This window comes from Pedobacter suwonensis (assembly GCF_044762335.1).
GTDB lineage: Bacteria > Bacteroidota > Bacteroidia > Sphingobacteriales > Sphingobacteriaceae > Pedobacter.
Window position 1 is genome coordinate 1 of record NZ_JBIWEB010000014.1, and the last position, 15275, is coordinate 15275.

Annotated in this window: 13 protein-coding genes; 6 read left to right on the forward strand and 7 right to left on the reverse strand. The window is 39.6% G+C overall.

The window, feature by feature from the left end; genetic code table 11:
- Positions 1-184 precede the first annotated feature (184 nt).
- The 7 genes from lpdA to ACIQXP_RS18750 form a co-directional block, all read right to left on the reverse strand.
- Positions 185-1591: a dihydrolipoyl dehydrogenase gene (lpdA, locus tag ACIQXP_RS18720; protein WP_387506874.1), complete on the reverse strand. Its 1407-nt coding sequence runs from the start codon at positions 1589-1591 to the stop codon at positions 185-187.
- Positions 1592-1938: 347 nt separating this feature from the next.
- On the reverse strand, positions 1939-2295 hold the full coding sequence (locus ACIQXP_RS18725; protein WP_293743215.1) for a bleomycin resistance protein: 357 nt from the start codon (positions 2293-2295) through the stop codon (positions 1939-1941).
- Positions 2296-2358: 63 nt separating this feature from the next.
- Positions 2359-2910, reverse strand: a complete 552-nt coding sequence (locus ACIQXP_RS18730) for a Crp/Fnr family transcriptional regulator (RefSeq protein WP_387506870.1) — start codon at positions 2908-2910, stop codon at positions 2359-2361.
- A 168-nt stretch (positions 2911-3078) separates the two neighbouring features.
- Positions 3079-3555: a DUF2306 domain-containing protein gene (locus ACIQXP_RS18735; protein ID WP_387506867.1), complete on the reverse strand. Its 477-nt coding sequence runs from the start codon at positions 3553-3555 to the stop codon at positions 3079-3081.
- Positions 3556-3599: 44 nt separating this feature from the next.
- Positions 3600-4265 (reverse strand): HAD family hydrolase, encoded by a 666-nt coding sequence (locus ACIQXP_RS18740; RefSeq protein WP_387506864.1) that lies wholly within the window; start codon positions 4263-4265, stop codon positions 3600-3602.
- A 22-nt stretch (positions 4266-4287) separates the two neighbouring features.
- Positions 4288-5448, reverse strand: coding sequence for an esterase-like activity of phytase family protein (locus ACIQXP_RS18745; protein ID WP_387506861.1), 1161 nt, complete (start codon positions 5446-5448; stop codon positions 4288-4290).
- 275 nt (positions 5449-5723) lie between these two features.
- Positions 5724-6551 (reverse strand): DUF6515 family protein, encoded by an 828-nt coding sequence (locus ACIQXP_RS18750; RefSeq protein WP_387506858.1) that lies wholly within the window; start codon positions 6549-6551, stop codon positions 5724-5726.
- A gap of 357 nt (positions 6552-6908) precedes the next feature.
- Here ACIQXP_RS18750 and ACIQXP_RS18755 point away from each other — a divergent pair, with 357 nt between their 5' ends.
- From ACIQXP_RS18755 to ACIQXP_RS18780, 6 genes are all read left to right on the forward strand, one after another.
- Positions 6909-8780 (forward strand): CocE/NonD family hydrolase, encoded by a 1872-nt coding sequence (locus tag ACIQXP_RS18755; protein ID WP_387506855.1) that lies wholly within the window; start codon positions 6909-6911, stop codon positions 8778-8780.
- A gap of 75 nt (positions 8781-8855) precedes the next feature.
- A complete protein-coding gene (locus ACIQXP_RS18760; RefSeq protein WP_387506852.1) occupies positions 8856-10721 on the forward strand; it encodes a CocE/NonD family hydrolase in 1866 nt (621 codons plus the stop codon).
- 116 nt (positions 10722-10837) lie between these two features.
- Positions 10838-12493 carry a M1 family metallopeptidase gene (locus tag ACIQXP_RS18765; RefSeq protein WP_387506849.1) on the forward strand — a complete coding sequence of 552 codons (1656 nt, stop codon included), beginning with the start codon at positions 10838-10840 and terminating at the stop codon, positions 12491-12493.
- Positions 12494-12622: 129 nt separating this feature from the next.
- The gene (locus tag ACIQXP_RS18770; protein WP_387506846.1) at positions 12623-13354 is read left to right on the forward strand and encodes a head GIN domain-containing protein; all 732 of its coding nucleotides are present in this window, start codon (positions 12623-12625) and stop codon (positions 13352-13354) included.
- 436 nt (positions 13355-13790) lie between these two features.
- On the forward strand, positions 13791-14564 hold the full coding sequence (locus ACIQXP_RS18775; protein WP_387506844.1) for a hypothetical protein: 774 nt from the start codon (positions 13791-13793) through the stop codon (positions 14562-14564).
- Complete coding sequence (locus ACIQXP_RS18780; RefSeq protein ID WP_387506841.1) at positions 14565-15011, forward strand: DinB family protein; 447 nt, start codon at positions 14565-14567, stop codon at positions 15009-15011.
- Positions 15012-15275: the final 264 nt, after the last annotated feature.

Genomic DNA, 15275 nt, shown 5'->3' on the forward strand with positions numbered 1-15275 from the left:
CACCCGCGACACCCTTGTCTCTGGCTAGCACTTCCTACTGCAGAGCGTGTTCGGGACTCTAACCCTATAGTCGATTGCCATGCCCGGCGCACCAAACAAAAAAATCCCGGCAAAAATACCCGGGATTACTAATCATTTTAAAAACAGATACTGAAACAAGTTCAGTATGACGACCGATAAATAATTAAATATGTATCGCTCTGTTATCAGTTGCAGCAAGTGCCGCCTCTTTTAACGCCTCTGTAAAAGTTGGATGCGCGTGGCAGGTACGGGCAATATCCTCAGCAGATGCGCGGAATTCCATCGCGATAACCGCTTCAGCAATCATATCTGCAGCACGTGGGCCAATCATGTGTACGCCTAAAACCTCATCAGTTGCCGCATCGGCTAAAACTTTGATGAAACCGTCGGTATCCATGCTGGCTTTTGCACGTCCGCTGGCTTTGAAAGGGAACGAACCTGCTTTATATTTTATACCTTTTTCCTTTAACTGCTCTTCGGTTAAACCTACAGAAGCAACTTCCGGCCAGGTATAAACTACTCCAGGAATTAAGTTATAATTAATATGTGGTTTCTGACCGGCAATAGTTTCGGCAACATAAATCCCTTCATCCTCCGCTTTGTGTGCCAACATCGCACCTGTAATTACATCTCCAATGGCATAAACACCGGGAACCGAAGTTTCTAAATGCTCATTAACCGGAATTTTTTTACCTCTTTCTTCAACGGTAATCCCAATTTTATCCAAACCTAAACCTTCGCTGTAAGCAGTACGGCCAACAGCCACGATGCAATAATCAGCATCAAAATTTACGGCTTCGCCCTTTGCATTTTCTGCAGTAACCGTTACTGTTTTACCATTATTTGTAGCACCGGTAACTTTATGATTCATAAAGAATTCCATGCCCAGGTTTTTCTTTAATACGCGTTGAAGTTCTTTACCTAAACTTGCATCCATTGTTGCAATGATGGATGGCAAAAACTCAATTACTGAAACTTTTGTACCTAAACGGGCGTAAACAGAACCTAACTCCAAACCGATCACTCCGCCACCAATTACAACCATCGACTTTGGAACTTCTTTAATATTTAAAGCCTCTGTTGAAGTGATGATCCGTTTTTTATCGATCGGTAAAAATGGTAAAGCTGTAGGTTTAGAACCCGTAGCAATGATTACATTTTTAGCAGTCAGGGTTTCCGTAGTACCATCAGCTTTTGTTACCAGGATGGTATTTTTATCTATAAAAGAGCCTACACCTTCGAAAGAATCAATTTTGTTTTTTTTGAACAGATACGTGATACCGGCCGTATTTTGCGCAACAACATCGTCTTTACGTGCGATCATTTGCGGCATATTTACTTTTAGGCTTTTCAAATCGATACCGTGAGTAGTAAATGTATGAGCAGCGTTGTGATAATGCTCCGATGAGTCTAACAAAGCCTTAGATGGAATACAACCAACGTTTAAGCAAGTTCCTCCAAAAGTTTTATATTTTTCTACTACTGCAGTTTTTAAACCTAACTGAGCACAACGGATTGCGCCTACATAACCGCCCGGCCCTGAACCGATAACAACGACATCGTATTGCATAATTTCTTGAGTATTTTAATTAGCCAAATGTATGGAAAAAAGGCGGAAAGCTGAAAGTTGAATGGGCAATAGTATTGTAATTATAACGTGCAATATCGTTCATGAGCCCTCACCAGACCCAATGCTGCGCTACCCAAGACTAAATAGCATATTCCCACAAAGTTCAATGCCTACAAGTTGCTGAGCATAAAAAGCATTTACTTTAAGACTATCAAATATTTGAAGTGCCCGACAAAAGAGCAGATCAACCGGGATAAAATCTATTCTGTTTTGCGTTATTAACAATAAAATTGACCACAAACCAATACTACTAACTATTGACCGATAAACTATTGACCAATAACCCCTTAAGCCTCCTGACCGAATGTAAGTAAATTGTTATCCGGATCGAGCATAGAAAACTCTTTCTGCCCCCATGGTTTTGTTTGCAAATGTCCATTAGGGTGAATGCTTTGGTTAGTATTCAGCATCCATTGGTACAAAGCTTCGATATCATCTGTGCGCAGATAAACCTGACCATAGTTTTCTTTGGGATCAAGTGCTTCGAATAAAAAAAAGTGAATCTGAATATGGTCTTTTTTAACCATAAGGTAATCCCTGAAATTGTCTGCGCCAATGTCTTCAAAGCCTAATTTATTCAAATAAAAATCTTTGGTGACTTCTTTATCACGCATTGGGAGTTTTGGGTTGATTTCTGTCAGCATATTTTTTTTATTTCAAAAATGAGCAATTTTCTCAAAACCGGAACTTGATCGAAATCAGGAAATTCAATAGTTCGCTCTGACCCTGCTTAATGTTTCTGGAGTTATTTTTAGATAGGAAGCAATCATTTTAACCGGAAACACCTGTACAATAAGTGGCTTGGACTTTTTAATGTATTGGTACTTTTCTGCTGGACTTAACGCATTATCGAATAGATAAGTCCTGTGGTTAGCCTGGTCAAAAATTCTGCCCAGGTTTAAAAAAGATTGCGACATGCCAATCAACTCGTGCAGGCTAATTAATTTCAATTCCATTACCTCAGCATCCTCAAATGCTTTAATCGTTGTAACCGACGGCGTTTGATCAATCAAACTCGGGTGATTAAACATCCATTCTTTGGGTAGATGAAGATCAATGATTGTTTCGGTTTCATTGTCAGATTGAAACTGAACAAAAGATCCGGACAGGATGAAATAAACAGATTGGCAAATCTCACCCTGGCGCAATACCATTTCGTTTTTCCTGAATATCTTTCGCGTGGCTTTTTCTTCAAAAAGAAGCAGATCATAGGATGAAAATGAGCCGACACCAGATAAAATTTCCTGAGCTGATATCATATAAAATTTATTTGAACGGATGGAGCGACCAGACAATTTATTGATTAGTGGCTTTACTGGTGATTAGATAAGCAACGATTAAATTCGGAATCCAGCATAACCAGGCAACAACCAGGTAGGCTTTAAAAAAATCACCAAACATAATGGTCAAAATTGGCAGCCAGATCCTTAAGTTACCGCAGCAAAACACGCCGCATAACTGAAAACCATCATTTTTTGATGTTTCACGATTTCGGCGTTTTTAATATATAAATAAGCCTTTAACGTAGTATAAAACCAAACGACGCCTAAACAGATAAATCCTGCGGAAGAAACCCACCCGCCTGTTGCAAAAAAGCCGATATAAATGCCTCCCAAGGCGCTAAGCAGCACCGAAACCACGTAAGCTTTACCCAGTTTCCGGTGTAACGCCATTCGCTTATTTCTCATTTTTGGACTAAATTGTATCCAGCCGATCAATAAAGCTACTCCTCCTAAAATAATATGCGTATAAAAACCAATGTTCCAGAAAGTATTACTTAATAACTCGGCAGACTTTGAATTCAAAAGGCCAAACTTCCTATCAATCAAGAAGTAAATCGTTGGATAGAATCCTATCAGTAATGCGAAAGTTGCAAATAAAATCCATAACCCTTTTTTAACCATATTAAATCCCGTTGCTTATTACTAAGCTAGTTAATTTTAGAGAACTAGATTAATTCCTTATGTAACATAAATGCTTTGGCATTCGCAAAACTGAGAAAAAGCTCATCGGCTATTTTTAGTTTTTGATGTGCACGCACATTATTTTGTATAGCATAACAGGTAATACCGGCAGCCATGGCCGATTTAACCCCATTTAAGGTATCTTCAAAGACGATGCATTCTTCTTTAGCTAAGCCCAGGCGTTCCACACAAAGATTATAACTTTCGGGATCGGGTTTAGATTTGCTTACATCTGTTCGGGTGATAAACAGACTAAAATATTTGGCCAAACCATTGCGCTCGAAAACAGCTTCCACATCAATCTTCGGACTGGCCGTAACCACTGCAAGCGTAAGTCCTTTCTCGTAAGCAAATTGCACAAACTCTAAGGCATAAGGCATTAAGGCTATATCGGTTGTTCTAAAACCATCAAAGGTTATCTTTTCTCTTCTTTCAATAAAGCTGGCTAAATCTTCATCAATTTTATAGCGATCTACAATCGTTTTTGCATTTTTCGGCAGCGGAATCCCAGCATAATTACTTAGCCAATCTTTAAATTCGATATGTACATTATAGGGTTCTAAAAAGGTATTCCAGCAATCAAAATGAAACTTTTCGGAATCAATCAATGTACCATCTAAATCGAAAAGCAGCGCTTTTATTTTACTCATTATAAATTTTAACTGAATTGGTTTATGGGATAATCTCGAAAAGGAAAAACTGTTGTAACTGTGTTTTACTGAAATTATTATCTACACAAAATATCAAAGAACGGTGTCCGTTTGCGAGTTTCGGCCCAAAAGTTACCCCTTCAACATTATCAATGTGCATATTTAAGCTATCAAAATCGAAAAGTAGTTTTTTGCTGAGCGACTTAGGTGGATTTTTTGCAAAAGATGGATTATTAATTTCATTTTCTGCACCATTCAGATCAACCAGGTAAAGTTTTAAAAAAGTGTGATCGTCATGGCCTTTTGCCCAGGCCCTCTCCAATACCAGAAGCGTATGATGGTTAACGGCCAGTATTTCGGAAATCCCGTTCACATTCCAATCGTTATCTACAGTAGGCTTAACAGGTAAAGCGCCAAGGTTGTAGGCATATTGCGCAACATTCTTTTTAGTCGCCATATCAAACTTTAAAATCCTTGTTAAAGCCTTATCATATTCAAAAGCGGCCTGAGGACCATCCTGGTAAAGTGGTTCTTCTAAACTGGCATATAAAGTTCTGTAATCATCCGCATAAGTCAGGCCTTCAAACAAAGCATTTTTCCGTGGGCCACTCTGCATTTTTGTAAAATGAAAACCTTCCGGCAACGGAAGGGTATCCAAAAATTTACCGGCTGTAGAAATAAAAGTTAAACCGGGCTGAACAATGGTCGTATCACCATTTTTAAACAATCTTTCGCCTTCACTGCTCCAGATCAGTTGTTTCGCAACCGGATTATAACGAACAGCTTCTCCATCTGGCTTCACGCTTTTATCTAGGCCGTATTTAGGGTATTGGCTCCCATTTTCCTGTAAAAGAAAATTAACTCCCGTAATCCGGATGGTATCTATTTTATTTTCTTTGAGATCGATCTTTGCGGTGTAAATCCTCGCTGGACTAAATTGCGACGGATCATCACTGATCATGTAATATTGGTTCTGTTTTACATCATAATCAATACCCGATAAACCACCAACAACCGTATTTTGAAAAATAGGGTTTAAGGGCATGACATATTCATCCAAAAACTTTACAGCTGAAATATTAGCCTCATCCTGTTTAATTTTAACATGCTTGGTTACCGAACAGGAAGAGAGAATAATAGCAACAAGAGCATAGATGATGAAGTATGGCTGTATGAATTTCAAATCGAAATGTTTAGGTTGCAAAAATATGGTTTTTTAGGTGCAACAATTTATAATTTTTGCCACGGAGGCCAAGATGGGTACCGAATAATCTATCTTGTGGTGTTAGCTTATCAGCTGACACACATCAATATAATGATAAAAACTTGCAATTAAGCCATCTTTTTAAAACAAAAACAATCGGATGGTAACATCCGAGTGCACATTAAATACTTGCAAAACCAAAGAGTTGTCAACTTTAATAGCCGGCCAGACGGAAAGTTGACAACTCTGAACTGCTAAAATAACTTTCCGATTACGCGGTAAGTAATGTTATTTCCATCAACTACCTCTTCATAATACACATCATCAGGCGAGACAAAATATTTTTCATTTTTAATGGTCACCTCTCTGTAACCTTCGGGCAATTGGTCAATAATATCACCAATGTTATGCACATTTGCCGAACCATCTGCGGTATTTAAAACGCCATCTTTGCCAGCCACAACATATACGGTTTTACCTTCAGCATTTTCTTTTTGGGTGTAATAAACTCCTTTGTATTCGTAATAATCAACCCCGTTAATAGTTACCCTGTTTGCATCCGACGGCAAATTTGGAACTTCGGCACCAACTGGCGGTGTGACCACTTCGTATTGATCATTATTTTGCTGATAAAACAATCCACCGGAATAATAGAATTGGGTTGGCCCATACCAGAAAGGATAATAACCATAGGGTAATATATTAATCCTCACACCTAAAAACGGTCTGTAAAAACTGTAATAATTATAGTATGGTCTGTAATAAGATCTCCCAAAACCTACTCTATAACCATAATATGGCCTTCCATATCCCATCCGATAACCAGGTCGGTAATAACTATAACTTGATCTGCCAGAACGGGCACTGGTAGAAAAACCACCTCTGCCTGGTCCGCGCAAAGTAGGCTGATGGGAAAATCCACCACCTCTTGATGAGCCAACTGAGCCGGATCTGCCACCGCCGAAAGAAGCACCGCTTCCACTCCTGCTTGGCCGTTGAGCAGAAACACTTTCAATACTCAAGGTTGCTATCATCGCTGCTGCAGCGAAAACAACCAGTCCTTTATTGAATAACCTATTCATTACTTTGTGTTTATATCAATTATCTATCAGACGGTAAAAAAGCTTAAAAGATTATGCCTTAACAAAATTTAACTAAATTTTGATAAAGCAATGACGAATAGCGGATTAAGCCGGATAAAAACATTCAAATAGTAAATCAATATCCCATCAATTTCTCATTGCTATTACTTACAGGTAATACATCAACTTCCTTTTGCACACCGGAATTCTGACCATGGTTTTCAGAATTTTCCATCACACATCATCCATCCCACGTCTTCCATCATCCTTCATACTAACAAACCTTTTACGCGCTATATTTTTCTTATCAATCACTAATCACCTATATTTAAATTTTATTCCTAAAAACCAGCTTCAATGAACCTTAACAGAATTTTCAGTCTGCTATTTTGTCTGTTTATTTCTAATGCATTAATGGCTCAACAAACCGATTCGGCTTATGTGAGAGAAAACTATACCAAAATAGAACGCCAGATCCCCATGCGAGATGGGGTAAAGCTATTCACCTCGATATACATACCGAAAAACCAATCCAAAAAATACCCATTTCTGATCAACCGTACACCTTATACTGTTGCCCCATATGGCGAAGATAAATATAAGCTTAGCCTGGGGAATTTCCCGGCCATGATGCGCGAAGGATTTATTTTTGTTTACCAGGATGTGCGAGGCCGATGGATGAGTGAGGGTACTTTTGCCGACATCCGTCCACAACTAACAGGTAAAAAATCTAAATCCGCAATTGATGAGAGTACGGACACTTACGATACTATAGATTGGCTGATTAAAAATGTAAAAGGAAATAATGGAAAAGCTGGCATCTACGGCATTTCGTATCCTGGCTTTTATTCTACCACCTCATTGCCAAATGCTCATCCGGCATTAAAGGCCGTTTCTCCGCAGGCACCGGTTACAGATTGGTTTATGGGTGATGATTTCCACCACCGCGGCACGTTGTTTTTGATGGATGCCTTCAGTTTTATGAGCAGTTTTGGCGTGCCGAGGCCTAAACCCATTACACCAGATAAAGGCCCCAAAGGTTTTCAGTTTCCCATTCAGGATAACTATCGCTTTTATTTAGAAGCCGGATCTGTCAAAAATTTAAAAGAACGTTATTTTGCAGACAGTATCAGATTCTGGAACGATTTATTTAAACATCCAAATTTAGATACCTTCTGGAAAGCACGTTTAATTACACCTCACTTAACTCAGGTTAAACCTGCAGTAATGGTAGTGGGGGGCTTTTTCGATGCCGAAGATGCTTATGGCACTTTTGACACTTACAAAGCTATTGAAAAACAAAACCCGGGCGCCAACAATATCCTTGTCGCGGGGCCCTGGTTCCATGGCGGCTGGGTACGTAGTGACGGCTCTTTTTTGGGCGATATCAACTTTGGCAAAACCACCAGTATTGATTATCAACAACAGTATGAATTACCTTTTTTTAAACGTTATTTAAAAGGAGAGGGAGATTTTAATGCGGCAGAAGCCAATATTTTTGTAACCGGCAGTAACGAATGGAAAAAATTCAGCAAGTGGCCGCCACAGGAAGTAGAAAGCAGGAATCTGTATTTACAGCCCAACGGAAAGCTCAGTTTCGATAAAGTAGGCAGAACCGATAGCTGGGATGAATATGTGAGCGATCCAAATCATCCTGTTCCTTACCAGGATGGTATTCAGGCCAGACGTACCCGGGAGTACATGATAGACGATCAGCGTTTTGCAGCCCGCCGCCCAGATGTTAAAACTTACCAGACTGATGCCTTAGCAGCAGATATTACCCTAACCGGCCCCGTGCTGGCCAATCTGGTGGTTTCTACTACCGGTACCGATGCGGATTATGTTGTTAAATTGATTGATGTTTATCCTGAAGATGCACCAAACCCGGTACCGAATCCCAAAAACTTAATTATGGGCGGTTACGAAATGCTGGTGCGCGGAGAAATTATGCGCGGAAAATACCGAAACAGTTTTGAACAACCTGAAGCATTTGTTCCCGGCCAGATTACAAAAGTAAATTATCCACTGCCAGATATCGCGCATACCTTTAAAAAAGGACATAAAATTATGATCCAGATCCAAAATTCATGGTTTCCTCTGGCCGATCGGAATCCGCAGAAATTTATGGATATTTATCAGGCCGAACCACAGGACTTTCAAAAAGCAACACATAGAATTTATCACGATGTACATAACAGTTCTTTCCTTACCGTTTCTGTATTAAAATAAAGCCGTTACGTATCACCATTGCCTTGGTTCGTGCGCCATAAAACGAAATACAAAACAACTTACTTATCCTAAAAAATGAAATACTTAAAACTAATCCTTATCCTGCTTTCGGCATCCACAGCTTTCGCACAAAGCGATACAGGATACCCAAAAACAAACTATACAAAAAAAGAGGTGTATATCCCTATGCGCGATGGCACTAAACTTTTTACAGCCGTTTATACGCCAAAAGATGCATCAAAGGATAAAAAGTATCCGATGATTATGCAGCGTACCTGCTACAGTGTTGCCCCTTATGGCGAAGATAAATTCCCGGCACGTTTAGGACCATCCGATCTGATGATGAAAGAAGGTTATATTGTAGTGATGCAGGATGTACGCGGCCGCTGGAAAAGTGAAGGCACCTGGACCAATATGACGCCGGTTATAGACAATAAAAAATCGAAAAAAGATGTGGATGAAGGTTCTGATACTTATGATACCATTGATTGGTTGGTTAAAAATGTGGCTAATAATAATGGTAAAGTGGGCCAATGGGGTATTTCTTATCCTGGCTTTTATACCGCAGCGGGGATTTTAAGTAATCACCCTGCGTTAAAGGCATCATCACCGCAGGCGCCCATTTCCGATTTCTTTTTTGATGATTTTCACCATAATGGATCATTTTTACAAAGCTACTTCTTTACTTTCCCGGTATTTGGTGTACAGAAAACAGATACAACCTCAAAACCCTGGTACAATAACCAGATGATTTTACCAAAAACCAAAGATGGCTATCAATTTGCGCTGGATCTCGGACCATTAACTAATGCAGATAAGTATTATAAAAACAATTTCTTCTGGCAGGAAACCGTTAACCATCCAAACTATGATGAATTTTGGCAAAAACGTGGTCTGCTAAAACATTATGGTGCCATTAAACCGGCGGTGATGGTAGTGGGCGGCTGGTACGATGCGGAAGATTTATCAGGGCCTTTGAACATATATAAAACCATCGAAAAGAAAAGTCCAAATGCTTATAATACCATCGTGATGGGGCCATTCGGACATGGCAGATGGAGCCGCGAAACTGGCCACACCATGCATAGCAACGTATATTTTGGCGATAGCATTGCTACTTTTTACCAGAAAGAAATTGAAGCCAAATTTTTTAATCACTTCTTAAAAGGCAATGGTGATAAAAACAGCGGTTTGCCTGAAGCTTATATGTTCGATACCGGTAAAAAACAATGGGAAACCTTTGATCAATGGCCAACGGAAAAAGCAAGCAAACAAAAATTATACTTAGGTGCAGATGGAAAATTAAGTATGACCGCTCCCCAAGCGCCCGGCTCAGTAAATTACATCAGCGATCCTTTAAAACCAGTTCCTTACACGGAAGACTTGACCACTACACTAGGTTTTACGCCGCATAATTACATGAGTGAAGACCAGCGTTTTGCAGGCAGGAGACCAGATGTACTGGTTTACCAAACCGATATATTAGATAACGACATTACTTTGGGTGGCGAAATCATGTCGCACCTTAAAATAGCCACTACTGGTACCGATGCAGATTTTATCGTAAAACTGATCGATGTATATCCGGCCGATGAGCCAAACAATCCTTATATGCCAAATAAAAATATCACCCTGAGCAATTATTGGCAAATGGTACGTTCGGAAGTGATGCCCGCCCGTTTCCGCAACAGCTTTGAAAAACCAGAAGCCCTGGTAGCCAATCAAAAAACAGCTGTAAACTTTCAATTGCAGGATGTGTTGCATACCTTTAAGAAAGGCCATCGGATTATGATCCAGGTGCAAAGTACCGCTTTTCCATTATTTGCCCGTAATCCGCAAAAATTTGTAGAAAATCCTTACAAGGCAACCGAAGCAGACTATATTAAAGCCACGCAAACTGTTTTTAATGATAGTTTTATCGAAGTTGATGTCATTAAATAAGCTCACGCTCGTATCTGACGGGCGTGTGATAGCCTTTCGTTTTTAACAATTAATAAAAATTTTTACTGCTTCCGTTCGTATCGCTACGTGCCTAAAGCATTAGTCAAACAACAATAATGAAAAAACTATTTATCTTTTTTGCAGTGGCATTCAGCATTCCGGTTGTGCAGGCACAAATGCTGGGCAAAAATCAAGTCAATTCAAGGGCCGATAGTCTGCGTGGAACACTTACTCCTTTACGCACTTGTTACGATATCAACTATTACCACCTGGACGTAAAAATCGATATCGATCAGAAATCAATTGTCGGAAGCAACGAATTTGCATTTACTGCTACACAGGATTTCACTAAACTGCAGTTTGATCTTTTTGATAACCTCAAAGTAGACAAAGTTGTGTATAAGGGTGCTGATTTACCTTTTACCCGAGAATACAATGCTGTTTTTGTAACCTTTCCTAAACCGGTAAAGAAAGGAAGCAAAGATAAATTTACCGTTTTCTATTCCGGTAATCCATTAGTAGCAAAAACGCCGCCCTGGGATGGTGGTTTTATCTTTAAAAAAGATGCTGCTGGCAATCCTTTCGTTTCTGTAGCCTGCCAGGGTTTAGGCGCAAGCGTATGGTGGCCCAATAAAGACCACCAGAGTGATGAGGTAGACAGTATGCTCATCAGCATTACTGTTCCTAAAACTTTACAGGAAATATCCAACGGAAGATTAAGAAATACGGTAAATCTACCCGATGGTTACAAACAATACAATTGGTTTGTTTCTAACCCCATCAACAACTACGATGTTACGTTTTACATTGGTAAATATGCCCACTGGCAAGATAGTTATGATGGCGAAAATGGAAAACTCAGCATTGACTATTGGGCACTACAAACAGACAGCGCCAAAGCACGCCCTCATTGGAACGCCGATGTTAAACCGATGCTTAAATGTTTCGAATATTGGTTTGGTCCCTATCCATGGTATAAAGATGGCTACAAACTGGTTCAGGCACCGCATTTAGGCATGGAACATCAAAGTGCGGTTGCTTACGGCAATCAGTTTAAACCAGGTTATTTAGGTAAAGATTTAAGCGGCACCGGACATGGCCTGAAATGGGATTTTATCACCATTCATGAGAGCGGCCACGAGTGGTTCGGGAATAATATTACTGCAAAAGATATCGCCGATATGTGGATCCACGAAGGTTTTACCAATTATTCGGAAGTATTGTTTACAGAATGTACCGAAAGTAAAGCTGCTGCTGAAGAATATGTAATCGGGCTCCAGAAAATTATTCAGAATGATATACCTTTAATCGGTCCTTATAATGTAAACAAAGAAGGTTCAGGCGATATGTATCCGAAAGGTGCAAATCTGGTAAGTATCATCCGCCAGCTTATTAATAATGATGAAAAATTCAGACAGATTCTCCGCGGGTTGAACAAAACCTTTTATCATCAGACGGTAACTACTGCGCAGGTTGAAAATTACATTGCCAAACAGAGCGGCTTAAAATTAGATAAAATTTTTGACCAGTATCTTCGCCATACCAAGCCACCTGTTTTGGAATATAAAATCAGTAATGGTGTCCTGTCCTATCGTTGGTTAACTGATGTTAAGGGCTTCGATATGCCCGTACGTGTAACCTTAAAAGCAGGTGCGTATACTTTAATTAAACCAACCAATGATTGGCAAACCATTAACGCAGATGCCGGCATAAATGCAGATAATTTTAAACACGATCCATTGTTTTATATCAACACAAAAAAATCGGGTTAAACCTTAAAAGCAGGCAAAATAGAACTTCCTGATAGAAAGAATTAAATTTCGTGTTACGCAACTTTTTGAAAAAACCAACGTCTTATATAAAAAGCTCATTATTTATCTAAGAAAACAAAATCTATAACCATGAAAAAAGTATTCGCCATATTATTAGCCTCTTTAACATTAAGCTTTAGCCTTAATGCCATTGCAAAAGATCAGATCAGCATCAACGCTTCTAAAAATAATAGCGACGAAAGAGTTGTGAAAAATTTTAATGGTGTTGCTGTGGCAGGCCCTATCAATGTAATTGTAACTTTCGGGAACAACGAAAGCTGCCGTTTAGAAGGCGATGCGGAAGCACTGGCCACAATTGTTACCGAAGTTAAAAGCAATATTTTGGTTATCCGTCCGCAAACCAGCATCACCAGTTGGTCTAGAAAATACGAAGGCAAAAAAATAACGGCTTATGTATCAGCAAAAGAATTAGCAAGTTTAACGGTTAGCGGTGATGGAAGTTTAGTCGTAAATGGGAAAATCAGCACAGGAAGCCTAACAACAACCGTTAGTGGTTCTGGAAATATTAAGGCAACAGCAGATGTAGGTAACTATAGTGGTGTAATCAGCGGCTCAGGATCAATCAATATTACAGGTGGTGCAGACCACTCAAAAGTAGTCATCAGCAGCTCCGGCACTTTTGCCGGTAAATCTTTTTCTACAAAAACATTAACCAGTACCATTAGCGGTTCAGGAACGGTGAACATTGCAGTTAGCGAAAGCATCAGGGCTGTAATTAGCGGATCAGGAAGCGTTAACTATACTGGTAATCCCACTGTAGACAAAACAGTTATTGGCTCGGGTAGCGTAAGAAAAGTATAAGATCAGATTCATGATAGAAGGAACGCCCCGGAGAAATTTGGGGCGTTTTTTATTCTTTACAGATTTTTTTTCTTCTGGAAAGCAAATACAGAAGCCCTTGGGTTACAGCAGTCCCGCCATTTGCTTTAGCCCTGATGCTACTTTAGTGCCGATTCATCGGTAAAGAATCAGGGGCTGCCGCTGCTGTCGGGTTTAGGATAAAAAGGTCTGCCCAAGTAAGTTAAACCTGACAGGAGCGGGCACGAACGCAGAGAAGTAAAGCGGATGGCAGGACTTTCGGAACCGATGGACACAGGAACATGCTTTCCAAAATTGTATTTTCAACAAAATCAAATGTCGCTACGGCATACCAAAAACATTTATCATGATGCAAAAACACATGATACAAAGTGGTACTCAATTCAAAAAAATTATATTTGCTTATCACTTCCTTACTATGAAAAAAATATCATTAGCGCTTTTATTTGTCAGCATCACCTACCTTGCCTGTTCGCAGGAAGAAACACTCAATAAAAAATACCGCTCTATAGTTATTTCTTTCATCAATGCTGTTAAAAGTGGGGATGTAGAGAAACTGAGCAGCAAAATTAAGTATCCCTTAAATAGAGCTTACCCTATTCCGCCGATTAAAAACAAACAGGAATTTGTAAAACGTTACAAAGAAATATTTGATGATAATCTGGCTAAAAAGATCGTTAATAGTAAACCCGAAACCGATTGGAGTGACGTGGGTTGGCGTGGCATTATGTTGCTACGCGGCGAATTATGGCTTGATACCGATGGAAAATTAATTGCTGTTAACCATCAATCGAAGCTGGAAGCAGAAGAACAAGCCAGATTAATCAATGTAGAAAAAAGCAGCGTTCATCCGTCAATTGGCAATTTTGAACAACCTGTACTTGTTTTCGAAACTGCTCAGTACCGGATCAGGATTGATGATCTGGGCAACGACAACTACCGATATGCCTCATGGTCAATAAAAAGTAAAATGAGCGATAAGCCTAAATTAATTTTGACCAATGGCAAATTTAAGCCTGACGGCAGTGCCGGCAACCACAATTACCAATTTAAAAGCGGCGACTATATATACACCTGCTTGATCATTGTAATGGGCGAAAAAGGTGCTCCTCCCGCACAACTCGTTATTACAAGGGTGGGAAAAGAAATATTATCTCAACCAGCAAAAAAAATCAACCCTTTATTGCAATAAATGCTTACCGAAACACTAAAAAAACTTTTTAACCGGGATCTTAGCAAGCTGAAATTCGAAATTGAAGCTTACCAAAGCGAGGAAAATCTTTGGCGGATAGGCCATGGAATTGCAAATTCCGCGGGGAACCTCTGCCTCCACCTCGTGGGCAACCTGAATACTTACATCGGCGCTACTTTAGGTGGCACCGATTATGTCAGGAACCGCGAACTGGAATTTTCCCTAAAAGATTTGCCAAAGCAGGAATTAATCAGCATGATCGAAGCAACCATCTCCATGGTTAGCGAAACTTTAGATCGGGTAAAACAGGAGCAGATGGATAAAGAATATCCGATACTGGTATTAGAGGAAAAAACCTCTACCAAATTTTTTCTCGTTCACCTCAGCACACATTTAACTTATCACCTGGGGCAGATTAATTACCACCGGAGGTTGCTGGATGTGTAATAAAGGCAAGGGTGAGACATGAAGGGATCTATCCGGATCAACCCGCTCGAAGATGGGAATCGGGATTTTTCAAAGAATACCGACAGAGACAGCATTAACAGCGTCATTTTGATCATAAATAAAAGATTAAATCATTTTAATACATTAACAATATCTTAAAATTTAATTCCTAAAATTGCAGTTAAAAAGTTAGGATTTTCACTATTATGAATTGAATTTCAATCATATAGCATCTTCACACTTTTTGAGATTCTTTATTTATTT